Raw genomic sequence first — 22,737 nt, forward strand, 5'->3', positions numbered from 1 at the left:
CATCCGCTGAGGACGTCCCGGGAGCCCGGAACCCCGGGACGTCCGGGGGCCCGCCACGGGCCCACGCCAGACCTGGAAGGAATCACGTGGCAGAAAACGGAGACCCCGTCCTCCGCCTGACCGGGCTCAACAAGAGCTTCGGCGCCGTCCATGTGCTGCACGACGTGGACTTCACCGTGCGGCTGGGGGAGGTCATGGCCCTCGTCGGCGACAACGGCGCGGGCAAGTCGACCCTCATCAAGTGCATCGCCGGCATCTACCCGACCGACTCGGGGACGATCGAGTTCGACGGCAGGCAGGTCACCGTCGACGGGCCCAAGGCCGCGGCCGACCTCGGCATCGAGGTCGTCTACCAGGACCTCGCGCTCGCCGACAACCTCGACATCGTGCAGAACATGTTCCTCGGCCGCGAGCGCCGCAAGGGCATCGTGCTCGACGAGGCGTCCATGGAGGAGGCGGCCCGGCAGACCCTCGCCCGGCTGTCGGTCCGCACCGTCAAGTCGGTGCGCCAGCAGGTCGCGAGCCTGTCCGGCGGGCAGCGGCAGACCGTCGCGATCGCCAAGGCCGCGCTCTGGGAGTCCAAGGTCGTCATCCTGGACGAGCCGACCGCCGCGCTCGGCGTCGCGCAGACCCGGCAGGTCCTCGACCTCGTCCGGCGGCTCGCCGACACCGGGCACGCCGTCGTGCTCATCTCGCACAACATGAACGACGTGTTCGAGGTGGCCGACCGCATCACCGCGCTCTACCTCGGCCGGGTCGCCGCGGACGTGGCCCGCTCCGAGGTCACCCACGGCCAGGTCGTGGAACTCATCACCGCCGGCCGCTCCGGTGATCTCGGCCTCGCGCCGCAGACCGCCGCCGAGAGCATCTGAAAGGGGGACCGAGGTGTCCACCGAACTCCCCGGAGGCAAGGAGACCGCCGTGAAGCTGGCGGACTCGGACTTCGCCGCCGACAGCCGCGAGCACGACGTGCGCTCGGCGCTGCTGGACTACTGGGGCCGCATCCGGGCCGGCGAGCTGGGCGCGCTGCCCGCGATCCTCGGCCTCGCCGCGCTGATCGTGCTGTTCACGGCGCTGCGGCCCGACACGTTCCTCAGCAACGGCAACATCGCGAACCTGTGCACCCAGGCGCTGCCGATCGTGATCCTCGCGATGGGCCTGGTCTTCGTGCTGCTGCTCGGCGAGATCGACCTCTCCGCCGGCGTGGCGAGCGGCGTCTGCGCCGCGGTGATGGCCAAGCTGATCGTCGACAGCGGCCAGCCCTGGTACGTCGCGGTGATCTCCGCGCTCGCGGTCGGCGTCGTCATCGGCACGGCGATCGGCTGGCTGGTCGCGGCCGTGCGCATCCCGTCGTTCGTGGTGTCCCTGGCGTTCTTCCTCGGCATCCAGGGCATCACGCTGTGGCTGATCGGCGACGGCGGCACGGTGCCGGTCCGCGACGACTTCATCGTGGCGCTGGCCAACAAGAACATGCCGATCTGGCTCGGCTGGACGCTCGCCGCGGTCTGCGCGGCCGGCTACGCCGCGACGCAGCTGCTGCGCTGGCGCCGCCAGCAGACCCGCAACCTGCACTCCCGGCCGGTCCAGCTCGTGATCGCGCAGTCGGTCGTGGTCGCGGCGGCGCTGCTGCTCGGCACCTACCTGCTCAGCCAGGACCGTGCCGCCAGCCCGCTGATCTTCCTCGGCGGCGTGCCGTGGGGCGTCCCGCTGGTCGGCGTGCTGCTCATCATCTGCACGTTCGTGCTGGCCCGCACCCCGTACGGTCGGCACATCTACGCGGTCGGCGGCAACTCCGAGGCGGCCCGCCGCGCGGGCATCAACGTCACCCGGATCCGGATCTCGGTGTTCATGATCGGTTCCGGCTTCGCGGCGGTCAGCGGCATCGTCGCCGCCTCCCGGCTGAACTCGGTCACCCCCGACGCCGGCGGCGGCAACACCCTGCTGTACGCGGTCGGCGCCGCGGTCATCGGCGGGACGAGCCTGTTCGGCGGGCGCGGCAAGGCCCGCGACGCGGTCCTCGGCGGCCTGGTCATCGCCCTCATCGAGAACGGCCTCGGCCTGCTCGGCACCAAGGCGTACCTGAGCTTCCTGATCACCGGCGTGGTCCTGCTCTTCGCCGCGAGCATCGACGCGCTGGCCCGGCGCCGGCGCAGCAACACCGGCCGGTGACCCCGTGCCGGCCGAGCCGCTGAAGGCCGGGACCCCGTGAACGGCCGGGACGCCCGGGAGCCGATGGCACGCGCCACCGGCTCCCGGGCCCTGCCGTACGGTCCCGCCCGGCCCCCGGGCCCCGCGGAGCCCCGTCTCGACGGCGCCGCACGCGTTTCCCGGGCCGCCGACGCTGCTGATACGCTCACGGCCCACGACCGATCGGCGCGCGGCGACGCGGCACGGTGGGAGCCCCTCGGCATGGCAGTGACGCCCGTTCTCGATCTGCGCGGCATCGACAAGAGCTTCGGCTCCGTCAAGGTCTTGCAGGACATCGCGTTCTCGGCGTACCCCGGCGAGGTCACCGCGCTCGTCGGCGACAACGGCGCCGGCAAGACGACGCTGGTCAAGTGCATCGGCGGCATCCACCCGCCGGACGCGGGGGAGTACCGCTTCGAGGGCCGCCCGGTGCGGCTCGGCAGCCCGCGCGACGCCGCCGCCCTCGGCATCGAGGTCGTCCACCAGGACCTCGCGCTCTGCGAGAACCTCGACATCGTCCAGAACCTGTTCCTCGGCCGGGAGCGCCGCCGCGGCATCGCGCTGGACGAGCCCGCGATGGAGGAGCTGGCCCGCACCACCCTGTCCGGCCTGTCCGTGCGCACCATGGGCTCGGTGCGGCAGAAGATCTCCACGCTGTCGGGCGGGCAGCGGCAGACCGTCGCGATCGCCCGCGCCGTGCTGTGGGACAGCAAGCTCGTCGTGCTGGACGAGCCCGCCGCCGCGCTCGGCGTCGCGCAGACCCAGCAGGTGTTGGAGATCGTCCGGCGGCTCGCCGACAAGGGCCTGGCCGTCGTGCTGATCTCGCACAACATGAACGACGTGTTCGCGGTCTCCGACCGGATCGCCGCGCTGTACCTCGGCCGGATGGTCGCGCAGGTCCGCACCGCCGACGTGACCCACCGGCAGGTCGTCGAGCTGATCACCTCCGGCGTCAGCGGCGACCTGGGGCTGCGGCGATGATGAGGGCGGGCCCGTCACAGGAGGACATCCGGCGCCACAACCTCGGCACCCTGCTGCGCTTCGTGCACCTGCGCGGCCCCGCGTCCCGCGCGACGCTCGCCGAGTCCCTCGGGCTGAACCGCAGCACCATCATGGCGCTGACCTCCGACCTCACCGCCGCCGGGCTCGTCCGCGAGGAGCTGCCGCGCGGACCCGGCCGGCGCGCCGGCCGGCCGTCGCTGGTGGTGCGGCCCGAGTCCACCCGGGTGTACGTGCTGGCGTTCGAGGTCGGCGTCGACCGGCTCGTCGTCGCCCGCGTCGGCCTCGGCGGCGTCATCCTGGACCGCCGCGAGGGCACCCGGGCCCGCGACTCCGACCCCGCCGACCTGCTGGGCATGCTCGTCGCGGGCGCCCGCTCGCTGGTGCGCAAGGCCGAGCGCGACGCCGTCTGCGTCGGCGCGGCCCTCGGCTTCCCCGGCACCGTCCGCCGCTCCGACGACACCATCATGTTCGGCCCGAACCTCGACGTCGGCGACCTGCGGCTCGGTGACGCGCTGTCGCGCCGGCTCGGTCTCGGCATCCCGGTGTCGGTGTGCAACGACGCCAACCTCGGCGCGCTCGCCGAGCACGAGCGCGGCGCCGGGGTGAACTGCGACAACCTCATCTACCTGCACGGCGACGTCGGCGTCGGCGGCGGCATCATCGCGCACGGCCGGCTGCTCGGCGGCGACGAGGGCTTCGGCGGCGAGATCGGCCACATGATCGTCAATCCGGGCGGCCGGCAGTGCGCGTGCGGCTCCAAGGGCTGCCTGGAGGCCGAGGTGGGGGAGCGGACGCTGCTCGCCCACGCGGGCCGCGAGGAGCCGGTGAACAAGGCGGGCCGCGACGCCGTCCGCGACGTCGTGGACGCCGCCGACCGCGGCGACATCGTCGCGCGCGAGGCGCTGCACCGCGTCGGCACGTGGCTCGGCCTCGGCGTCGCCAACCTCGTCAACGTGTTCAACCCCGGCCTGGTCATCTTCGGCGGGACGCTGCGCGACATCTACCTCGGCGCCGCCGCGCAGATCCGCAGCGTCCTCGCGACCGGCGCGCTGGACGCGCCGCGCGAGAAGGTCCGGCTCCGCACCGCCGCGCTCGGCGACGACACCACCCTCGTCGGCGCCGCCGAGTTCGCGTTCGCCGAGGTCCTGTCCGACCCCGTCCAGGTCCTCGCCCGCCTCCGGAGCGACGAGATCGCGTCCCCTTCGGCGTCAGGCCGCTAGAAGAGCGTCTCAACTCGCGGGTCAGGCGATGCGGCCGTAGGCACCTCTGTAGAAGAGGAGCGGGGCGCCGTCGTGGTGCTCGTCGAGGGCGTGGACGCGGGCGACGACGATGACGTGGTCGCCGGCGACGTGCTCCTGCTCGACGGAGCACTCGAGCCAGGCGAGGGCGCCGTCGATGAGCGGGGCGCCGTCCGGGGTGCCGGTCCACTCGATGCCGTCGAACTTGTCGCCGCCCTTGGCGGCCAGCCGCTCGCAGACCTCCAGCTGGTGGCCGCCGAGGATGTTGACACAGAGCCGGGCGGCGCCGCGCAGACCGGGCCAGGTGGTGCTGGTGTGGGCGACGCAGAAGCCCACGAGCGGCGGGTCCAGGGAGACGGAGGTGAAGGAGTTGGCGGCGAGGCCGGTGGGGCGTCCCGTGCCGGGGTCGACGGCCGTGATGGCGACCACGCCGGTCGCGAAGCGGCCCATCACCTGCCGGAACCGTGCGCCGTCGAGGTCGGTCGCCGGCACCGTGGCTCCGTGCGCCATGGACTCGGTCCCTTCTGTTGGGCCAGTGCTTGCTCGCAGGCCGGCCCGGGGGTGTGGTGGGGGGCCGGCCGTCATGACCACTAAAGCCCCCGCCCGCGGACGCTGATTCCCCGAGCGGACGATCTCCGCCGAAGGTCCCGGGCCGGCCTCGGGCGCACGACCGAGCCCCGGACCGTCCGGCGGCCCGGGGCTCCGCGGGGCTGGGAGCGCGGCTATGGGCGGCGCGCCTCGGCCGGGACGACCAGGGGCACCGCGCTGTACGGGCTGAGGGTCGCGGTGGAGGTCAGGCCGTCCACGACGAGCCGTCCCGCGCCCGCCAGCCGGGCCTTCGCCGGCGCGGGCAGCCGCGGCCCCTCGTGCAGGCCGAGCCAGGCGATCCACCCGGCGGCGACGACGGCCCAGTAGGAGACCAGCCGGTACAGGCCCACCGCCGCGGCGGCCGGGGACAGCGCCGCCCCGAACGCGACCAGCGAGGCGGCCATGCTGCCCTCCACCGCGCCGAGGCCGCCGGGCAGCAGCGGCAGCACGCTGCCCGCCGCCTGCGCGGCGAAGTAGGCGAGCGCGGCCGCGTGCGGGTCGACGTCGATGCCGACCGCGCGGGCCGAGGCCAGCAGCGCCAGGATGTCCAGCACCCAGTTCAGCGTGGCCAGCGTGATCAGCGCGGCCCAGTCGCGCCGGTTCGGGCGCAGCACGTCGCGGACGCCCGCGAGCCGCTCGGCGTACGGGCCGAGCCGCGGATGCGCCAGCGCGGCGCGGTACGCCCGGCGCGGCGGCGCCGCCAGCAGCGCGCGCGGGCGCGGCCACCGCAGCAGCGGCACGAGCAGCAGGAGCAGGACGGCCGGCACCGCGAGCGCGGTCAGCGCCGGGCCCCGCGCGTTCCGGTCGGCCAGCAGTGCCACCAGCCCGATCGCCGAGTACACGGTCGTGGTGATGACGCCGCCCGCCAGGATCACGGCCGTGGCGAGCTTCGCCGACGCCCCGCCGCGGCGGAACTGGCGGAAGGTGTAGACGACGCTCACGGCCGGTCCCGCCGGGAGCGTGGTGGACAGCGCGTTGCCCGCGTAGGTGATCGCGAACGCGCGCCGCAGCGGCATCCGCAGCCCGCCAATGCGCAGCAGCCGCCGCTGGAGCCGGGCGAACGCGGCCATGGAGCCCGCCACCGCGAGCACCACCATCGTCATCCAGCCGGGATCGGCGTGCCGGATCGATCCCCAGATCGCGCCGACGTCGGGAAGCGAGTCGCGGTAGAGCGGCAGCGCGGCGACCGCCACGAGCAGCACGGTCACCTGCACGAGCAGGCCCGCTCTGCGCCGCCACCAGGGCTGGGGCGCCGCCTCCGTCGCGGCGTGCGCACCGCCCTCTCCTGCGGGGAGGAGATGGTCGGCGGACGCCTCGTCCGGGATCGGCTCGTCTCGTCGTGGCCCGTCCGGGACCGGACGGGGTGGTGCGACGTCGGCCGGGGGATGTGCCGGTGCCGCGACTGTCTCCTGCATGTCCCGGTCACCTCGCAAGTTCGCCCGCCTTGCGCAACCTACGGCTCAGGTATGACATTCCCCGTAAGCAGGTAACGGAACCACAAAGTGATCTTTGCCACGGGAGCCCCGCAGGCCCCGTTCGGCGGGCTCGTCGGTCGGTCCAGGGGTGGGTCAGGGACGGCGCGTCGGGTTGACGGCGTCGGACTCGGCGGCGGTGTCGGGCCGCGGCCGCTCCTCGCCGTCGCCCCGGTCCGCCTCCGCCTCGTAGTCGGTGATGCTCACCCCGTCCGGACTCGGCTGCGGGTCCTCGATCCGCAGGTCGTCGGGCGGGTCGGTCACGTACTCCTCGGTCAGGCCGATCTGGATGTCCTGATCGTTGTCGCCCATGTCGTCGACGTCCTCGCGGAAGTCGCGCGTCTCACCGGGCTTGCGTGCCCTCATTGCTCCCCCCATCCGTGTCGGTTTGTCCGATCCGACCGGTATCCCCGCTACGGCCGCGCCTACTCACGGACCCGGCGGCGCTAACCGCGGTCGCGGACGGCCACGAGCCCGCCGACGACGCCGACATAGACCGTCCCGTTCGGGCCGACGGTGACCGGAGCCCAGTTGTTGTCGAACCACTTGCCCGTGCCCGTCAGCACCTTGTAGACGGTCTTGCCCGTGTGCGCGTCCACCGCCGTGAGGTACCAGGCGTCGATGAGGTCCTTGCGCGGCTCCTTCGTGTACAGGTAGAGCAGCCCGGCGGGGACGGACACCTTCGCGACCGTGGACGGCGACCGCTCCGGGCTCGTCCAGACCGTGCGGCAGCCCTTGCCGTCCGCGTTCACGTCCACCCGGCTCACCCCGCCCGTGGACGACCCGCCGGGCGGCAGCTCGAAGAAGTTGCGGTAGCCGTAGTTGTTCTCCACGAACAGGCTGCCGCCGTACCCGATCAGCGAGTTGTCGGTCGCGCTCGCGCCGCTGTTGAAGACGGGGACCTGGCAGACCAGCCCGCCGTCGTCGCGCCGCCGCACGATCACGTGCATCCGGTCGTCGGCGTTGTCGGTGATCGCCACGTACTTCTTGCCGAGGAACGTCGGGGTCGTCCCGGAACCCTGGTCGATCTGCCCCGGCTTGCGTCCGGTGCCCCGGTCATAGGTCCGGCGCCACAGCGTCCGCGGCGTGCCGTCCGGCCCCGCCTCCATCTGGTAGAGCGCGTGGTCCGACACGATCGACACGCCGTCCGCGGCGGCGGCGAACGAGTTCTGGATCTGCTCGTCCGGCAGCCGCGCCATCTTCACCGCGCCCGACGCCGGGTTCACCGTGCCGATCCGCCCGCCGCGCGTGATCCACCAGATCAGCCCCGTCCAGTCCGGGCCGACCGCGGTGATCGGGTCGCACTCGCCCTTCGGCCACGGGTTCGTCCAGGTGGCGCAGTCGTGCGGGAGGTAGCGCGACAGGTCCCAGTCGTCGGTGACTGTGAACCGCCACGCGCCGTCCGGGCCCTTCTCGTGCGCGAAGCGGCGCAGCTGGAACTGCGAGTCGGCCAGCACCGCACGGTCCTGCGGGTCCAGGTAGTAGTAGGCGCCGCCGGAGGTGTCGGTGAAGACCTTGTCGAGGCTGCCGGAGAACACCGCCTGCACCGTGGACGGCCTGGGCGGCAGCTGGTAGGCGGCGAGGTCCTTCAGCGTCACCGGGTCGATCAGCCGCAGCATGAAGTTCTGCCCCTGCGTGCACTGCGCGACGATCAGGTCCGTCCGCTTCGCGAAGGTGACCGTCGAGCAGAGCCCGGGCAGCCCGCCTCCCTTGGCGTCGTTGAGCACCTGCGGGTCGCGGCCCAGCGGCCCCATGAACGGGTAGGCGTCGGACGCGTAGCTGTCGGCGTGCATCGATGACGTGCCGACCGGCCCCTGGTGCGGGTTGGCCGGAACGGGTTCGCCCGCCAGAGGCTTCGGTGTCGCGGGACCGCCGATGTACCGGGGGACCAGGCCCTTCCCCGGGCCGTCCGGGATGGCGCCGGCGGCCGCGGGGACGGCGGCGGCGCCGAGCAGGACGGCCGACAGGGCGGAGGCGGCGAGCGGTCTGCGCATGGGGGGCTCCTAAACCGGGGACGAGGGCGGCCCCGGTCGCGCCCTCCGGGACTGATTCCACCGCGTGAACGGATCATCGTGCACGGTGCCCGGATGGTTACGATTCCCGGCATGGCGATACAAGCGGTGATCTTCGATTGGGGCGGCACGCTCACCCCCTGGCACGACGTCGAGCTGCCCGACATGTGGCGCGCGATCTGCTCCGCGCACCTGCCCCCCGACAGCGTCGAGACGGTCGCGGCCGCCCTCGTCGAGGCGGAGCTCGAGCTGTGGCGGCGCGGCGCCGAGGAGCACCGCAGCGCCACCCTCGCCGACCTGTTCGCCCTGGCCGGCGTGGAACCGACCGACGCCCTGCTCGACACCCACTTCGAGACGTGGACCCCGCACACCTGGACCGACCCCGCCGTCCCCGGCCTGCTGGAGGCCCTGCGCGAGCGCGGCATCAAGGTCGGCGTGCTGTCCAACACGATGTGGAGCCGCGAGGTGCACGAGCGGATCTTCGCCCGCGACCGCGTCCTCGACCTGCTCGACGGCGCCGTCTACTCCAGCGAGATCCCCTGGACCAAGCCGCACGCCGAGGCGTTCCACGCCGCCATGGACGCAGTCGGCGCCACCGACCCCGCCTCCTGCGTCTTCGTCGGCGACCGCCCCTACGACGACATCCACGGCGCCAAGACCGTCGGCTTGCGCGCCGTCCAGATCTGGCATCAGACGACGCACGCGTTCACGCGCCCCGGCCTCACGCCGCCGGACGCGCTGATCCGCGACATCGGCGAGCTGCTGCCGCACGTGGAGACCTGGCACGCGTCCTAGGACGCGCCAGGCGCGTCCTTGAGGGTCAGGGCTTGCGGGCGACGATCAGGTCGCGGGAGATCGCCTGGTCGACGCGGTGCCGGAAGCCGAGATAGGCCTCGGAGTCCTGCACCTCCAGCCCGCTGGAGGCCAGGATCTCCGCCAGGTCCTCGCGGCGCCCCACGAAGGTGTTCCACGAGATCCCGATGGCGCCGCCGGGCCGCAGCAGCCGCGCCCACCCCGGCACCGCGGCGTCCAGCAGCTCCACCGGGCTGCGCGACAGTTGCTGCCTGCGGCCCGGCTGCGCGCCCTTGGCCCGGCTGCCGTGCTGGACGCCGTACGGCGCGTCCGTCACGATCAGGTCGAACGAGCGGGGCCGGAAGAACTTCTCCGCGCCGACCGAGTCGGCGTTCACGACGGTGATCTCCATCGTCTCGCCGCTCTTGTACAGCTCCTTGGACGCGCCGAGCGTGACGTGCAGCCGCCGCCCCAGCACGGCCTTCTCCCGCCGGATGCCGGTGATCTCCGCCTGGTGCTTCACCCGGTTGTTCTTCAGCCAGGTCTTGATGAACGCCGCGTAGGCGTCGAAGTCCTTGCCGTCGATGTCGATGCCCGCCGCGTCCAGGCCGTACATCATGGCCTGGTTCAGCGTCGTGCCCCGCCCGCACATCGGGTCGAGCAGGCGCGGCCTGCCGGTGACCAGGTCCATGGGGGAGTCGGTCGCCATCGCGGTGACGTTCAACAGCAGCTTGGTGAAGTACTCGTTGGTCTTCCCGGAATACTTCTGGATGGTCAGCAGGTCGCTGCCGAACAGGTCCAGGGGCTTCAGCCCGACCGGCCGGAGCAGCTCGCCCTCGATCTCGAACAGCGCGTACAGCGACGACAGGTTCGACAGCAGCCGGACGTCGGTCTCCGCCAGTTCGTCCGCCGAGAAGGTCACGTAGGGGACGCCGCCGATGGACGTCTCCTCGATGTCGCGCACGCGCCCGCCGAGCGCCCGCTCGCCGAACACCGCGAGCTCGGCCTTCACCAGGGCCGCCGCGGCCTGCGCGTAGACCCGGTTGTGCGAGGGGGAGACGAGAAGGCCGTACGAGGTCACCGCAGGACATTAGCAGTTCAGGGGCGAGGAGAGGCCGCCGGGAAATCCTCCCCGGCGGCCTCCGCACGGCCCATGTGCGGGCCGTTCCTCCCCGGTCAACCCGTCCGGACGCGCCTTCGCCTGTCCTTGCGGGACCTGCGCCTGGTCTGGTGCCGGACGATCTCGCCGCCCGGCCGCTCGGCCGGGCCTTCGGCTCCCACCGTCTCCGCCGCCGCGGCCGGCTTCGCGTGCGCCGCCTGCGCGGCGGCGGGCTCGATCCTGGCCGGCTCCGCTAGGGGTGCCGGAAGCGCGCGGGACGCGGCGGGCACCGCCTCGACCTCCGCGGGCCGGGCCGCCGGCTCCACCGCGGGAAGATCCGGAAGGTGCTGCGCGGCCGCGGACAGCAGCTCCTGCACGCGGCTCTTCAGGCTGGCCAGGTCGGCGCGGGCGACCGCGGCCTGCGCCTTGGCCCGGCGGGCCTGGCGGCGGGCCTCATCGCGTTCCGCCGCGAGCTGGTTCAGCTGCTCCCGGTAGGCGGCGCGCAACTCGTCCAGGGCACTGGGCGCGCGGGTGCCGGTCCCGTCGGCCTCGTGCCGTTGCGGGGTGCTGGTCATGGCAGGTCTGGGCTCCTCCCCCGAGTGATCCAGTGCAATAGCGACAACGCGTACATGGAGCGCATTCGTTCCCGGCGTGCGGGAGATCACTCACCCGGTTCCGGGCGAGGCGACAGGGCCGTCGCGGGCAGGCCGGGAAAGGCGTCCGGCGGGGCGCCCTCGCCCGCGTTCGCCCGCCATCTCGCCGACCGCGCCATGGCCCGCTCGGCGCTGTCGGCGGCGAAGACGCGCAGGTCGGTGGCGGGGGCACCGGCGAGGGCGACGTAGGCGGGGACGACGCCGTCCTCCAGCGCGGCGGCGAGCCGCGCGGCGCTGCGCGCGCTGGTGACCTTCACCGGCAGCCGGTACCCGGCGGCGGCGGCGACCGGCTCAACCGACAGGATCGAGATCAGCTTGTCGCGCTGCGCGCGATGGGCCTCCCAGTACGTCTGCGCGGTCTGCTGCAGGGTGCCCCGCAGCCTGCCGCCGAGGACCCCGTAGCCGTAGACGGCGACGTGCTCGGCGGCGAGGGCCTTCTGCACGGCCTGGGCGGCGGACTTGGCCGGATCGGCGGGCGGATGGGCGTGCACCGTCCCGGCGTGGCCCGCCTCGCAGGCCCCGATGCTCGCCAGCAGCTGCGCCAGCCCGGGCGAGGCCTTCGCGGCGTCGGCCCGGCGGGCGGCGGCGGCCCGGTCCTCCACCAGGCGCAGCGCGGACATGATCTGCCCCGCGCCGTCGGGCAGCTCGGCCGCGTGCGGAGGCGGGACGGTGCCGCCCTCGTGCGCCCTGTTCCCCGACCCGGGCACGTAGTGCCGCTTCAGCACGGTGAGATGCCGCCGGTGGTGCGCCAGGACGGGATCGATGCGGCGGGCCAGCGACGCGTCCGCGGCCTTCGCCGCCTCGTAGGTGGCGATGAGGTCCTGCTCGGAGGTGATCGCGCCGACGAGGGTGGAGACCTCCGGGTTCGGGCCGGCCGCCTCCGCCGCGCAGCCGGCCAGCCAGGGCAGCGCCAGCACGGCTCCGCCGCCCAGCAGCAGCCCCCGGCGCGACACGGTTCCCGGCAGGCGCGGCACGGCCTCTGGCAAGGGAGTCTCCTCACCCGGTGGTGTGGTGGTGGCGGCCCGCGCCGCGCCGCCGGCTCCGTCCCGGTCGCCGGACGCGTCCATCAGGCCAGCTCAAGCATTCCATATCCGGCGCGCCGGTGAGCTGTTCGAAAGGCCGCTGGGGTGTCCGGCTCTCGATAGTCTTGAGGAGTCAGCGGACAAGCGGTGACTTCAGCGACAGTCCCCGCCGCCCTCACCGGCGGGCGGGGAAGGCACAACAGGAGGAGGGTCCCATGAGCGTCGAGTCCCGCGGTGGCCGCGCTCAGGGGGGCCGCGCCCGGGCCGGACGCGGCGACGCGCCGGCGCGGCCGGCCCGCGACGCCGCCATCGCCGAGCTGACCGCGCTGCTCGCGCCCGCGGTCGGCGCGGCGGGCTTCGACCTGGAGGAGGTCGACGTGCGGCCCGCCGGGCGCCGCCGGCTCGTCAAGATCGTCGTGGACGGCGACGACGGGGTGGCGCTGGACGACATCGCCCGGCTGAGCGAGCAGGCCTCCGCGCTGCTGGACGCCTCCGAGGTGATGGGCGTTTCGCCGTACGTGCTGGAGGTGACCTCGCCCGGCGTCGACCGTCCCCTCACCGAGCCGCGGCACTGGCGCCGCGCCGTCGGCAGGCTGGTCGCCGTCCCGCTGGCCGAGGGCGGCCAGGTCGAGGGCCGCGTGGTGGCGGCCGACGACGAGGCCGTCGAGATCGACGTCGCCGCGGGCCGGGCCAAGGGGCCCGGCAAGGGCGGCGGCAAGTCCGCCGGACCGAGGGACACCGGGACGCAGCGTCGCCGGTTCGGCCTCGGCGAGCTGGGGCGCGGCCGCGTCCAGGTGGAGTTCAAGCCGCCCGCTCCGGCCGGCGAGGCCGAGGAAAAGCGTTCTCCGGCTGAGCCGGACTAGAGGGGGGAACCTCGTGGACATCGACATGACCGCCCTGCGCGGCCTGGAGAGCGAGAAGGACATCTCGCTCGACGTGGCCGTCAAGGCCATCGAAGACGCCCTGCTGATCGCCTACCACCGCACGGAGGGCGCGGCGCCGCGGGCCCGCGTCGAGCTGGACCGCAAGAGCGGGCACGTGACCGTGTGGGCGACCGAGACCGACGAGGAGGGCGAGGCCCTCCGCGAGTACGACGACACCCCGACCGGTTTCGGCCGGATCGCGGCGACGACCGCCAAGCAGGTCATCCTGCAGCGGCTGCGCGACGCCGAGGACGAGCTGACGTTCGGCGAGTACGCCGGGCGCGAGGGCGACATCGTCAGCGGCATCATCCAGCAGGGCAAGGACCCGCGGAACGTGCTGGTCGACCTCGGCCGGCTGGAGGCCGTGCTGCCGCCGCAGGAGCAGGTGCCCGGCGAGCGCTACGACCACGGCGAGCGGCTGCGCGCCTACGTCGTGCAGGTCCGCAAGGGCCACCGGGGCCCGTCGGTGCAGCTGTCGCGCACCCACCCGAACCTCGTGCGCAAGCTGTTCGCGCTGGAGGTCCCGGAGATCGCCGACGGCACCGTGGAGATCGCCGCGATCGCCCGCGAGGCCGGCCACCGCACCAAGATCGCGGTCCGGTCGCGCAAGCCGGGCGTCAACGCCAAGGGCGCCTGCATCGGCCCGCTCGGCAGCCGGGTCCGCAACGTGATGGCCGAGCTGCACGGCGAGAAGATCGACATCGTCGACTGGTCGGACGAGCCGGCCGAGTTCGTCGGGAATGCGCTGTCCCCGGCCCGCGTTTCAGCGGTCGAGGTGGTCGACCTCGACGGCCGCGTGGCCCGGGTGATCGTTCCCGATTACCAGCTCTCCCTGGCGATCGGCAAGGAAGGGCAGAACGCCCGGCTCGCGGCCCGGCTCACCGGCTGGCGGATCGACATCCGGTCCGACACCGAGCCGGCGTCCGAACGGGCGCAGGGCGAGACCTCCTCGAAGGCGCCCGAGGGCGGCGATTCCGGATCTTCCGCATCGGGAGAGCATGCGACAGGTCCCGCCGACGCCTCGGCGCGGTAGACTCATGGAACGTGGCCGGGCGGTTCCACGACGCACGTGCGTGGGCTGCCGGGTTTGCACGGCCAAGTCCGACCTGTTGCGCCTGGTGGTGGTCGAGGGCGAGATCGTCCCCGATCCCCGCGGGCGGCTCCCCGGACGGGGTGCGCATCTGCACCCCGACCCGAGGTGCCTCGATCTCGCAGAGCGACGTCGGGCGTTCCCCAGGGCGTTCCGCCTGACGGGGCCGCTCGACGCTGGTGCGCTGCGAGACCGGCTTGCGGCGAAAGCCGCGCAGCAGCAGGATGGCCGAATGGTAAGCGACGCCTAGTCGGAAGCAGGTCGAGATTGCTATGAGCGCTCGATGAGCACGCCGCGATGAGTACGGCAGGTTAACGACGGTCCGGTGGCCGCACCCCCGGACCGAGTAGGGAGTGCAGTGGCCAAGGTCCGGGTTTACGAACTCGCCAAGGAGTTCGGTGTCGAGAGCAAGGTCGTCATGGCCAAGCTCCAAGAAATGGGCGAGTTCGTACGGTCGGCGTCCTCGACCATCGAGGCGCCCGTCGTTCGCAGGCTCACAGAAGCCTTCTCCAACGGTTCGTCCTCCAAGCAGGGGGACGGCAAGCGCGTCGCCGGTCAGAAGCGGCCCCAGGGGCCGCGCCCGTCCGCGCCGCGTCCCGTCCCGCCGAACGGCGGGTCGGATTCCCAGGGCGCGCGCCCGCAGGCCCCGCGGCCCGCGACCCCGCGCCCGGCCGGGCCGCGTCCCGGCCCCGGCGCTCCAGGTGCCCCCGGCGGTCCCGCCGGCGGCCCGAAGCCGGGTCCGCGTCCGCCGGTCCCGCCCGCGCCGAGCACGCCGGTAGCACCGGCGACGCCGCCGCAGGCCCCGGCCGCGCAGGCGCCGAGCGCTCCGCCGGCCGGCGGTCAGGGCGCTCCGAGCGCACCCGGCGCTCCGGCCGGCCCGCGTCCGGGCCCCCGCTCGCCGAAGCCGGGTCCCCGGCCCGGCCCGCGGCAGGGTGGCCAGGGCGGCGGCGGTGGCCGTCCGCGTCCGGGCAACAACCCGTTCAGCTCGACCAACACCGGCATGGGCCAGGCGCCCAAGCCGGGCCCGCGTCCCGGCCCGCGGCCGGGCGGTGACCGTCCCGAGCGCGACGAGCGCCCGCGCGGCGGCGACCGCCCCGGCGGCCCGCGTCCGGGCGGTCCGCGTCCCGGCGCCCCCGGTGCCGGCGGCCCGCGGCCGAGTCCGGCCGGCGGCATGCCGCCCCGTCCGGGCGGCCCGCGGCCGAGCCCGATGAACATGCCGTCCTCGCGGCCGGCCGGCGCCCCCGGGCGCGGCGGTCCCGGTGGCGGCGGCGGTGGCCGCGGTCCCGGCGGCGGTGGCCGTCCCGGTGGCGGCGGCGGCGGTCGCGGTCCCGGTGGCGGCGGTCGTCCCGGTGGCGGCGGCGGCTTCGGCGCGCCCCGCGCCGGCGGTGGCGGTCGTCCCGGTGGCGGTGGCGGCTTCGGCCCCCGTCCCGGCGGCGGCGGTCGCGGACGCGGCGGCACGCAGGGCGCGTTCGGACGTCCGGGCGGACGTCCCGCACGCGGCCGCAAGTCGAAGCGGGCGCGTCGTCAAGAGTTCGAGAACATGCAGGCGCCCGCCGTCGGCGGCGTCTCGGCTCCGCGCGGCAACGGCAGGGCCATCAGCCTTCCGCAGGGCGCGTCGCTGACCGACTTCGCCGAGAAGATCGGCGCCAACCCGGCGTCGCTCGTCGCGATCATGATGCACCTCGGCAAGATGCTCACCGCGACGCAGTCGGTCGACCCCGACGACCTGCAGGCCCTGGGCCTGGAGCTCGACTTCGAGGTCCACGTCGTCAGCCCCGAGGAGGAGGACCGCGCGCTGCTCGAGTCCTTCGACATCGAGTACGGCGAGGACGAGGGCGGCGAGGAGCACCTGGAGTCCCGTCCGCCGGTGGTCACCGTCATGGGCCACGTCGACCACGGCAAGACCAAGCTGCTGGACGCCATCCGGCACGCCAACGTGCAGGCGGGCGAGGCCGGCGGCATCACCCAGCACATCGGCGCCTACCAGGTCGAGACCCAGGTGGACGGCGAGGACCGCAAGATCACCTTCATCGACACCCCGGGCCACGAGGCGTTCACCGCCATGCGTGCCCGCGGTGCCGACACCACCGACCTGGTGGTGCTGGTGGTCGCCGCGGACGACGGCGTCAAGCCGCAGACCACCGAGGCGATCGACCACGCCACCGCGGCCGGGGTGCCGATCGTGGTCGCGGTCAACAAGATCGACGTCGAGGGCGCGGACACCAACCGGGTCCGGGCGCAGCTCACCGAGTACGGCCTGGTCGCCGAGGAGTTCGGCGGTCAGACCCAGTTCGTCGACGTGTCCGCCAAGCAGGGCACCAACATCGACGGGCTGCTCGAGGCGATCGTCCTCACCGCCGACGCCGAGCTGGAGCTGAAGGCCAACCCCGACATGCCCGCCCAGGGCTCGGCCATCGAGGCCCACCTGGACAAGGGCCGGGGCGCCGTGGCGACCGTGCTGGTGCAGCGCGGCACGCTGCGGGTCGGCGACTCGATCGTCTGCGGCGTGGCCAGCGGCCGCGTCCGGGCGATGCTCGACGAGAACGGCAACAGCGTCGAGGAGGCGGGCCCGTCCCGTCCGGTGATGGTGCTCGGCCTCGCGGCCGTGCCCGGCGCCGGGGACAACTTCCTGGTCGTCGAGGACGACCGGGTCGCCCGGCAGATCGCCGACAAGCGGGTGGCGCGCAAGCGCAACGCCGAACTCCTGCGCAGCCGCAAGAGCAGCTCCCTCGAGGAACTGTTCAAGGACTTCCAGGAGGGCAAGCGGCAGGAACTGCTGCTCATCCTCAAGGGCGACGTGTCCGGTTCGGTCGAGGCGCTGGAGGACTCGCTCCTCAAGATCGACGTGGGCGACGAGGTCAGCCTGCGGATCATCCGCCGCGGTGTCGGCGCGATCACGCAGGACGACGTCAACCTGTCGCTGGCGTCCGAGGAGGGCGCGGTCATCATCGGCTTCAACGTCCGGCCGGAGCGCAACGCGCAGGAACTGGCCGACCGCGAGGGCGTCGACATCCGCTACTACTCGGTCATCTACCAGGCGATCGACGAGATCGAGGCGGCCCTCAAGGGCATGCTCAAGCCGGAGTTCGAAGAGGTCCAGCTGGGCACCGCCGAGATCCGCGAGATCTTCAAGGTGCCGCGGATCGGCAACGTCGGCGGTTCGATGGTCACCTCGGGGATCATCCAGCGCAACGCCAAGGCCCGGATCGTCCGCGACGGCGTCGTGGTCGCCGACAACCTCACGGTGTCGTCGCTGCGCCGCTTCAAGGAAGACGCGACCGAGGTCCGCGAGGGCTTCGAGTGCGGCATCGGGGTCGGCTACAACGACATCAAGCTCGGCGATGTCATCGAGTGCTTCGAGATGCGGGAGAAGCCTCGCGACTGAGGCCCGCGCTCGCGGCACCCGAACGTCCGCGGTGCGGACCGTCCGCGCGGACCAGGCCTCCGGGCCCGGTCCGCGCGGCGGCCGGCCGGGACGGACCGGTGCGAAAATGTGACACGACGCCAGGCGGTTCTTCTAGCCTGGCGTCTGTCGTTCCCGGGCCCCCGCCCGCCGGGCGGTCCGGGAACACGGCGGCTCACCGCCGTCGTTCCTACTTGTGGATCCCGAGGTGATCGACCAGGTGTACGTGGGTGCGCTGACGCTCGACCTGCTGCTGGGGGACGTGCGGTCGCTGAAGCAGAAGCGGTCGGTGGTCCGGCCCATCATCGCCGAGGTGCGCAAGCACTTCCCGGGGGTGGCCGTGGCCGAGACCGGCGGCCACGACCTGCACCGCAGGGCGGAGATCGGGATCGCCGTGGTCTCGGGCACCGCGGCCAACTGCACCCAGGTGCTCGACCAGTGCGAGCGCCTGGTGTACGGGCGGCCGGAGATCGAGCTGCTGTCCGCGCGGCAGCGGCTGTTCAACGACGAGGAGTGACCGGCCGGAGTCCGGCGCGACGCCCCGGCGGAGCGCGGGACGGCCGGCCGGCCCACCGGGGCCCGCGGGGGTTCGCCCCCCGCGGCACCCCGCGACCATAGAGAAAGGGAGTGCGATCATGGTGGACGCAGCTCGGGCGCGCAAGCTCGCCGACCGCATCCAGCAGATCGTGGCCGAGATGCTGGAGAGGCGGATCAAGGATCCGCGGCTCGGCTTCGTGACCGTGACGGACACCCGCATCACCAACGACCTGCGCGACGCGACCGTGTACTACACGGTGTACGGGTCGGACGGCGAGCGCGCCGAGACGGCGGCGGCCCTGGAGAGCGCCAAGGGCGTCATCCGGACGGAGGTCGGCAGGAAGACCGGGGTGCGGCACACGCCCAGCATCACGTTCGTCATGGACTCCCTGATGGAGAACGCGGCGCACATCGACGACCTGCTCGCCAAGGCCCGCGCGAAGGACGCCGAGGTGGCGAGGGCCGCGCAGGGCGCGTCCCCGGCGGGGGACGAGAACCCCTACCGCGAGCCGGCCTCCGACGACGACGAGGACGAGGACCTGGACGAGGACCTTGACGGGGACGGCCCGGACGAGGACGGCGGCACGGCGGGGGACGGTGAGGACGACCGGTCCGGACGCCCGTCATCGTGAGCGCGCGGGACGGGCGCGCGGAGACGCCGGGCGCCTCCTGGACCGAGGAGTGCTCGCTGCACGAGATGGGCGGGCACGGGGCGAGCGGGCACGACGTCGTGCCGCACGGCGGTGGCGTCCGCGGCGGCTCGCCGGTGTCCGCCGCGCCGAACGCGTCCGCACTGACCGCTCCCGCGCCGGCCGCCCCCGCGCCGGAGACGTCCGAGCGTGCGCCGGCACGGACGGGCACGGACGCGGGCGCGGGCACCGGCGGTGACGCGCCGGGCGCGGCGCCCGGCGAGCTGGACTGGGACCGCGCGGTCGAGCTGATCGAGGCGGCCGACGAGGTGTGCCTCGCCTGCCACATCGCCCCCGACGGGGACGCGCTCGGCTCGATGCTGGCGCTCGCGCAGGCCCTGCACGCGCTGGGCAAGCGGTGCCTGGCCTCGTTCGGCGAGCCGTTCGCGGTGCCGGCGATCCTGCGGTTCCTGCCCGGCCAGGAGTTCCTGGTCGAGCCCGCGCGGATGCCGGCCGCCCCGGCCCTGATGATCTCCCTGGACGCGGCGGGCCAGGCGCGGCTCGGGTCGCTCGCGGCCGCGGCCGGCCGGGCCGGGGCGCTGATCGTGGTGGACCACCACGCCTCGAACGTCGGGTTCGGCGGCGTCCGGCTGGTCGATCCGGACGCGGCGGCCACGGCGGTGCTGGTCGAGGAGCTGATCCGGCGGCTCGGCGTGCCGCTGGACGGCGACATCGCGCAGGGCCTGTACGCGGGGCTCGCCAGCGACACCGGCTCGTTCAAGTACCCGTGCACGACGCCCGAGGTCCACGACCTGGCCGGGCGGCTGCTGTCGGCCGGGGTCCGGCCGGAGGCGGTGAGCCGGGAGCTGTGGGACCGGGCGCCGTTCGGTTACCTGCAGGTGCTGGCGGGCGCGCTGTCGCGGGCCCGGCTGGAGCGGGACGCGGCGGGCGGCCTCGGACTGGTCTGGACGACGATCGCCCGCGCCGACCGGGAGGCCCGCGACGTCCCCTACGACCAGCTGGAAGGCGTCATCGACCAGCTCCGGCGCACCGACGAGGCCGAGGTCGCGGTCGTGCTGAAGGAGAACGACCGGGGCGAGTGGTACGTGTCGACGCGCGCGAAGGGCGTGGTGGACGTCGGCCGCGCCTGCGTGGAGCTGGGCGGGGGCGGGCACCGCACCGCCGCCGCGTTCACCATGGGCGGCGAGCCCGCCTGGATCATCGACCGGTTGCGCGCGGCGCTGCGCGAGCCGGGCCCCGCCGACGGCCGGACCGAGGAGTAGAGAGAGCGCGTGGAGAACTCGGGACTCGTCATCGTGGACAAGCCGGCCGACTGGACCTCGCACGACGTGGTCGGGAAGATGCGGCGGCTGGCCGGGACGCGCCGCGTCGGGCACGCGGGGACACTGGACCCGATGGCGACGGGCGTGCTCGTCCTCGGCGTCGGCAAGGCGACGCGGCTGCTCGGCCACCTCGCGCTGACCGAGAAGGGCTACGACGCCACCATCCGGCTGGGCGAGTCGACCAACACCGACGACGCCGAGGGCGAGACCACCGCGACGGCGTCCGCCGCGTCCGTGGCCGACGAGGCGGTGCACGCGGGGATCGCGGCGCTGACCGGGCCGATCGAGCAGGTCCCGCCGCAGGTCAGCGCGATCAAGGTGAACGGGCAGCGGGCGTACAAGATGGCCCGCAAGGGCGAGGAGGTCGCGCTGGCGGCCCGTCCGGTGACCGTGCACGAGTTCCGGATCCTGGACGTGCGGCGGCACGGCGACCTGATCGACGTGGACGCCTCGGTGTCCTGCTCGTCGGGCACCTACATCCGGGCGCTGGCCCGCGACCTGGGCGCGGCGCTCGGCTGCGGCGGGCACCTGACGGCGCTGCGCCGCACCCGCGTCGGCCCGTACGACCTGGCGATGGCGCGCACCCTCGACCAGCTCGGCGAGAAGCTGGAGATCCTGCCGATGGCGGAGGCCGTCGCGGCGGTGTTCCCGCGCCGGGACGTGTCGGAGGACGACGCCCGCAAGGTCGCGCACGGCGGGCGTCTCGCGGCGGCCGGCCTGGGCCCGGGCCCCGTCGGCGTGTTCGCGCCGGACGGTTCCCTTCTGGCGCTGGTCGAGGAGCGGGGCGGTTCCGCCAAGCCCCTCGCCGTCTTCGTCGGTTAGGCCGCCCGGGGCGGCGCCGTGGCGAGCGTCACCCCGCCGCGGCGGTGCGCACCCAACCTACGGACGCGTAACCTACGTAACCGTAGGTTAGTTGCTGAGGAGGCTGCCATGACCACGGTGACCGATCCCGTGACCGACCCCGAAGACGATCCCGGAGACGACACCGGGCAGGGCGTCGCGTCCCCGACCAAACCGCGGCTGCGCGGCTGGTTGCACCTCGGCGCGTTCCCGGCCGTCATGCTCGCGGGGCTGGTGCTGGTCGCGCTCGGCCCGAGCCCGCTCGCCCGGCTCTCCTCGGCGGTCTACGTCGCCACGTCCGGACTGCTGTTCGGGATCTCGGGCACCTACCACCGGCAGGCGGAGTCGCACCGCCTGATCGAGGTGCTGCGCCGCTTCGACCACGCCAACATCTACCTGATCATCGCCGGGACCTACACGCCGTTCGCCGTGCTGGCGCTCGACGGCGGCGTCCGCATCGCCGTGCTCGCCACGGTGTGGACGGGGGCCGTCGCCGGCGTGGTGTTCCGCACCACCTGGGTCGGCGCCCCGCGCGCCCTGTACGTGACCCTCTACATCGTCCTCGGCTGGGTGGCGGTGTTCTTCCTGCCGCAGTTCCTGGACGGCGCGGGCGCCGTCGCGTGCGTGATGGTCGCGGTCGGAGGCATCTGCTACAGCGTCGGCGGGATCGTCTACGGGCTGCGCCGGCCCAACCCGTCCCCGCACTGGTTCGGCTTCCACGAGGTGTTCCACGCGTGCACGCTCGCCGCCTACGTCCTGCAGTACATCGCCGTCTCGTTCGTCGTCTACCAGTCCGGCTGACGGGCCTTCGCCCCGAAGCGCGCCCCTCGGGTAACGGCACCGGACGGCGCATGGCACCCTTATGTCGACAGACAGAACCCGCAGGGACGTCCTACGCAGGGAGAGCATGGTGCGGCGCTGGCATGGCCTCGAAGAGGTTCCGGCCGACTGGGGCCGTTCGGTGGTCACCATCGGGGTGTTCGACGGCGTGCACCTCGGCCATCAGCGGATCGTCGGCGCCGCCGCCGAGGAGGCGCGCCGCCGCGGCCTGCGCTCGGTGACGATCACCTTCGACCCGCATCCCGACGAGGTGGTCCGGCCCGGCACCCACCCGCCGCTGCTGGCCACCACCCAGCGGCGCGTCGAGCTGCTGCAGGGCCTCGGCACCGACGCGGTCGTGGTCGTGCCGTTCACGCTGGAGCTGTCGAAGACGCCGCCGGACGAGTTCGTCCAGCAGGTGCTGGTCGACCGGCTGCACGCGGCCCACGTCATCGTCGGCGAGGACTTCCGGTTCGGGCACAAGGCCAAGGGCGACGTCGCGCTGCTGAAGGAGCTCGGCGAGAAGTACGACTTCACCGCCGAGGGCATGCCGCTGGTCGCCAACGGCGACACGATCTCCTCCACCTACATCCGGGAGCGGCTGGAGGCCGGCGACGTCGAGGGCGCCGCGGGGGCGCTCGGCCGCCCGCACCGCGTCGAGGGCGTGGTCGTGCGCGGCCACCAGCGGGGCCGGGCGCTCGGCTTCCCCACCGCGAACCTGGAGACGCTGCCGCACACCGCGATCCCCGCGGACGGGGTGTACGGCGGCTGGCTGGTCGCCGACACCGACCGCTACCCGGCGTTCCGCTGGCCCGCCGCGATCTCCATCGGCACCAACCCGACGTTCGAGGGCGCGGGGGAGCGGACCGTCGAGGCCTACGCCCTGGACCGCGACGACCTCGACCTGTACGGCGAGCACATGGGGGTCGACTTCACCGCCCGCATCCGCGACACGCTGAAGTTCGACTCGGTCGACGCCCTCATCGTGGAGATGCGCCGCGACGTCGCCCGGGCCCGCGAGATCACGTCCGGCTGACCGGGCCGGCCGGCGCGAAAGCCCAGGTCAGGTGGTGAGCACGTGGTGATCA

Annotated in this window: 22 protein-coding genes; 15 read left to right on the top strand and 7 right to left on the bottom strand. The window is 73.7% G+C overall.

Annotated elements, in window-relative coordinates:
- Positions 1-86: 86 nt before the first annotated feature.
- From ACA514_RS25550 to ACA514_RS25565, 4 genes are all read left to right on the top strand, one after another.
- Positions 87-872 carry an ATP-binding cassette domain-containing protein gene (locus ACA514_RS25550; RefSeq protein WP_375043750.1) on the top strand — a complete coding sequence of 262 codons (786 nt, stop codon included), beginning with the start codon at positions 87-89 and terminating at the stop codon, positions 870-872.
- A 13-nt stretch (positions 873-885) separates the two neighbouring features.
- Positions 886-2,169, top strand: a complete 1,284-nt coding sequence (locus ACA514_RS25555) for a sugar ABC transporter permease (RefSeq protein ID WP_375043751.1) — start codon at positions 886-888, stop codon at positions 2,167-2,169.
- A 240-nt stretch (positions 2,170-2,409) separates the two neighbouring features.
- Positions 2,410-3,168 carry an ATP-binding cassette domain-containing protein gene (locus ACA514_RS25560; RefSeq protein WP_375043752.1) on the top strand — a complete coding sequence of 253 codons (759 nt, stop codon included), beginning with the start codon at positions 2,410-2,412 and terminating at the stop codon, positions 3,166-3,168.
- Positions 3,168-4,409: an ROK family protein gene (locus ACA514_RS25565; protein ID WP_375043815.1), complete on the top strand. Its 1,242-nt coding sequence runs from the start codon at positions 3,168-3,170 to the stop codon at positions 4,407-4,409. Before ACA514_RS25560 ends, ACA514_RS25565 begins: the two co-directional genes overlap by 1 nt.
- 21 nt (positions 4,410-4,430) lie before the next feature.
- Here the strand turns inward: ACA514_RS25565 and ACA514_RS25570 are convergent, their stop codons facing one another.
- The 4 genes from ACA514_RS25570 to ACA514_RS25585 all read right to left on the bottom strand — a co-directional run bounded on the left by ACA514_RS25570 (position 4,431) and on the right by ACA514_RS25585 (position 8,481).
- Complete coding sequence (locus tag ACA514_RS25570; RefSeq protein ID WP_375043753.1) at positions 4,431-4,937, bottom strand: flavin reductase family protein; 507 nt, start codon at positions 4,935-4,937, stop codon at positions 4,431-4,433.
- Positions 4,938-5,149: 212 nt separating this feature from the next.
- Positions 5,150-6,430: a YbhN family protein gene (locus ACA514_RS25575; RefSeq protein ID WP_375043754.1), complete on the bottom strand. Its 1,281-nt coding sequence runs from the start codon at positions 6,428-6,430 to the stop codon at positions 5,150-5,152.
- A 153-nt stretch (positions 6,431-6,583) separates the two neighbouring features.
- Positions 6,584-6,853, bottom strand: coding sequence for a hypothetical protein (locus ACA514_RS25580; RefSeq protein WP_375043755.1), 270 nt, complete (start codon positions 6,851-6,853; stop codon positions 6,584-6,586).
- 80 nt (positions 6,854-6,933) lie between these two features.
- A complete protein-coding gene (locus ACA514_RS25585; RefSeq protein WP_375043756.1) occupies positions 6,934-8,481 on the bottom strand; it encodes a hypothetical protein in 1,548 nt (515 codons plus the stop codon).
- Between the two features lie 111 nt (positions 8,482-8,592).
- On the opposite strand from ACA514_RS25585, the gene ACA514_RS25590 reads away from it, so the two are divergent.
- Positions 8,593-9,294, top strand: a complete 702-nt coding sequence (locus ACA514_RS25590) for an HAD family hydrolase (RefSeq protein WP_375043757.1) — start codon at positions 8,593-8,595, stop codon at positions 9,292-9,294.
- A 25-nt stretch (positions 9,295-9,319) separates the two neighbouring features.
- Here ACA514_RS25590 and ACA514_RS25595 read toward each other — a convergent pair whose 3' ends face one another.
- The 3 genes from ACA514_RS25595 to ACA514_RS25605 form a co-directional block, all read right to left on the bottom strand.
- Positions 9,320-10,372 (bottom strand): TRM11 family SAM-dependent methyltransferase, encoded by a 1,053-nt coding sequence (locus ACA514_RS25595; RefSeq protein WP_375043758.1) that lies wholly within the window; start codon positions 10,370-10,372, stop codon positions 9,320-9,322.
- 95 nt (positions 10,373-10,467) lie between these two features.
- Positions 10,468-10,965, bottom strand: a complete 498-nt coding sequence (locus tag ACA514_RS25600) for a hypothetical protein (protein ID WP_375043759.1) — start codon at positions 10,963-10,965, stop codon at positions 10,468-10,470.
- A gap of 86 nt (positions 10,966-11,051) precedes the next feature.
- The gene (locus ACA514_RS25605; protein ID WP_375043760.1) at positions 11,052-12,029 is read right to left on the bottom strand and encodes a ferritin-like domain-containing protein; all 978 of its coding nucleotides are present in this window, start codon (positions 12,027-12,029) and stop codon (positions 11,052-11,054) included.
- A 251-nt stretch (positions 12,030-12,280) separates the two neighbouring features.
- Between ACA514_RS25605 and rimP the strand changes: the two genes are divergently transcribed.
- From rimP to ACA514_RS25655, 10 genes are all read left to right on the top strand, one after another.
- Positions 12,281-12,928 (top strand): ribosome maturation factor RimP, encoded by a 648-nt coding sequence (gene rimP, locus ACA514_RS25610; RefSeq protein ID WP_375043761.1) that lies wholly within the window; start codon positions 12,281-12,283, stop codon positions 12,926-12,928.
- 25 nt (positions 12,929-12,953) lie between these two features.
- Positions 12,954-14,021, top strand: coding sequence for a transcription termination factor NusA (gene nusA / locus ACA514_RS25615; protein WP_375043816.1), 1,068 nt, complete (start codon positions 12,954-12,956; stop codon positions 14,019-14,021).
- Between the two features lie 4 nt (positions 14,022-14,025).
- Entirely contained in the window at positions 14,026-14,328 is a 303-nt protein-coding gene (locus tag ACA514_RS25620; protein WP_375043762.1) for a YlxR family protein, read from the top strand.
- A 108-nt stretch (positions 14,329-14,436) separates the two neighbouring features.
- Positions 14,437-17,463, top strand: coding sequence for a translation initiation factor IF-2 (gene infB / locus ACA514_RS25625; protein WP_375043763.1), 3,027 nt, complete (start codon positions 14,437-14,439; stop codon positions 17,461-17,463).
- Positions 17,464-17,689: 226 nt separating this feature from the next.
- Complete coding sequence (locus ACA514_RS25630; RefSeq protein ID WP_375043764.1) at positions 17,690-17,998, top strand: DUF503 domain-containing protein; 309 nt, start codon at positions 17,690-17,692, stop codon at positions 17,996-17,998.
- Between the two features lie 118 nt (positions 17,999-18,116).
- A complete protein-coding gene (gene rbfA / locus ACA514_RS25635; protein WP_375043765.1) occupies positions 18,117-18,650 on the top strand; it encodes a 30S ribosome-binding factor RbfA in 534 nt (177 codons plus the stop codon).
- The gene (locus tag ACA514_RS25640; protein WP_375043766.1) at positions 18,647-19,930 is read left to right on the top strand and encodes a bifunctional oligoribonuclease/PAP phosphatase NrnA; all 1,284 of its coding nucleotides are present in this window, start codon (positions 18,647-18,649) and stop codon (positions 19,928-19,930) included. Before rbfA ends, ACA514_RS25640 begins: the two co-directional genes overlap by 4 nt.
- A gap of 9 nt (positions 19,931-19,939) precedes the next feature.
- Positions 19,940-20,812 (top strand): tRNA pseudouridine(55) synthase TruB, encoded by an 873-nt coding sequence (gene truB / locus ACA514_RS25645; RefSeq protein ID WP_375043767.1) that lies wholly within the window; start codon positions 19,940-19,942, stop codon positions 20,810-20,812.
- Between the two features lie 108 nt (positions 20,813-20,920).
- Positions 20,921-21,631, top strand: a complete 711-nt coding sequence (locus tag ACA514_RS25650) for a hemolysin III family protein (protein ID WP_375043768.1) — start codon at positions 20,921-20,923, stop codon at positions 21,629-21,631.
- A 109-nt stretch (positions 21,632-21,740) separates the two neighbouring features.
- Positions 21,741-22,685 carry a bifunctional riboflavin kinase/FAD synthetase gene (locus tag ACA514_RS25655; RefSeq protein ID WP_375043769.1) on the top strand — a complete coding sequence of 315 codons (945 nt, stop codon included), beginning with the start codon at positions 21,741-21,743 and terminating at the stop codon, positions 22,683-22,685.
- Positions 22,686-22,737 lie beyond the last annotated feature (52 nt).

It is taken from the genome of Actinomadura sp. NTSP31, assembly GCF_041951385.1.
Classification (GTDB): domain Bacteria; phylum Actinomycetota; class Actinomycetes; order Streptosporangiales; family Streptosporangiaceae; genus Spirillospora; species Spirillospora napierensis.

Coding starts and splice junctions, on each gene's coding strand:
- ACA514_RS25560 (WP_375043752.1), top strand. CDS start 2,410: ATGGCAGTGACGCCCGTTCTCGATCTGCGCGGCATCGACAAGAGCTTC.
- ACA514_RS25565 (WP_375043815.1), top strand. CDS start 3,168: ATGAGGGCGGGCCCGTCACAGGAGGACATCCGGCGCCACAACCTCGGC.
- ACA514_RS25570 (WP_375043753.1), bottom strand. CDS start 4,937: ATGGCGCACGGAGCCACGGTGCCGGCGACCGACCTCGACGGCGCACGG.
- ACA514_RS25575 (WP_375043754.1), bottom strand. CDS start 6,430: ATGCAGGAGACAGTCGCGGCACCGGCACATCCCCCGGCCGACGTCGCA.
- ACA514_RS25580 (WP_375043755.1), bottom strand. CDS start 6,853: ATGAGGGCACGCAAGCCCGGTGAGACGCGCGACTTCCGCGAGGACGTC.
- ACA514_RS25585 (WP_375043756.1), bottom strand. CDS start 8,481: ATGCGCAGACCGCTCGCCGCCTCCGCCCTGTCGGCCGTCCTGCTCGGC.
- ACA514_RS25590 (WP_375043757.1), top strand. CDS start 8,593: ATGGCGATACAAGCGGTGATCTTCGATTGGGGCGGCACGCTCACCCCC.
- ACA514_RS25600 (WP_375043759.1), bottom strand. CDS start 10,965: ATGACCAGCACCCCGCAACGGCACGAGGCCGACGGGACCGGCACCCGC.
- rimP (WP_375043761.1), top strand. CDS start 12,281: ATGAGCGTCGAGTCCCGCGGTGGCCGCGCTCAGGGGGGCCGCGCCCGG.
- nusA (WP_375043816.1), top strand. CDS start 12,954: ATGACCGCCCTGCGCGGCCTGGAGAGCGAGAAGGACATCTCGCTCGAC.
- ACA514_RS25620 (WP_375043762.1), top strand. CDS start 14,026: ATGGAACGTGGCCGGGCGGTTCCACGACGCACGTGCGTGGGCTGCCGG.
- rbfA (WP_375043765.1), top strand. CDS start 18,117: ATGGTGGACGCAGCTCGGGCGCGCAAGCTCGCCGACCGCATCCAGCAG.
- ACA514_RS25650 (WP_375043768.1), top strand. CDS start 20,921: ATGACCACGGTGACCGATCCCGTGACCGACCCCGAAGACGATCCCGGA.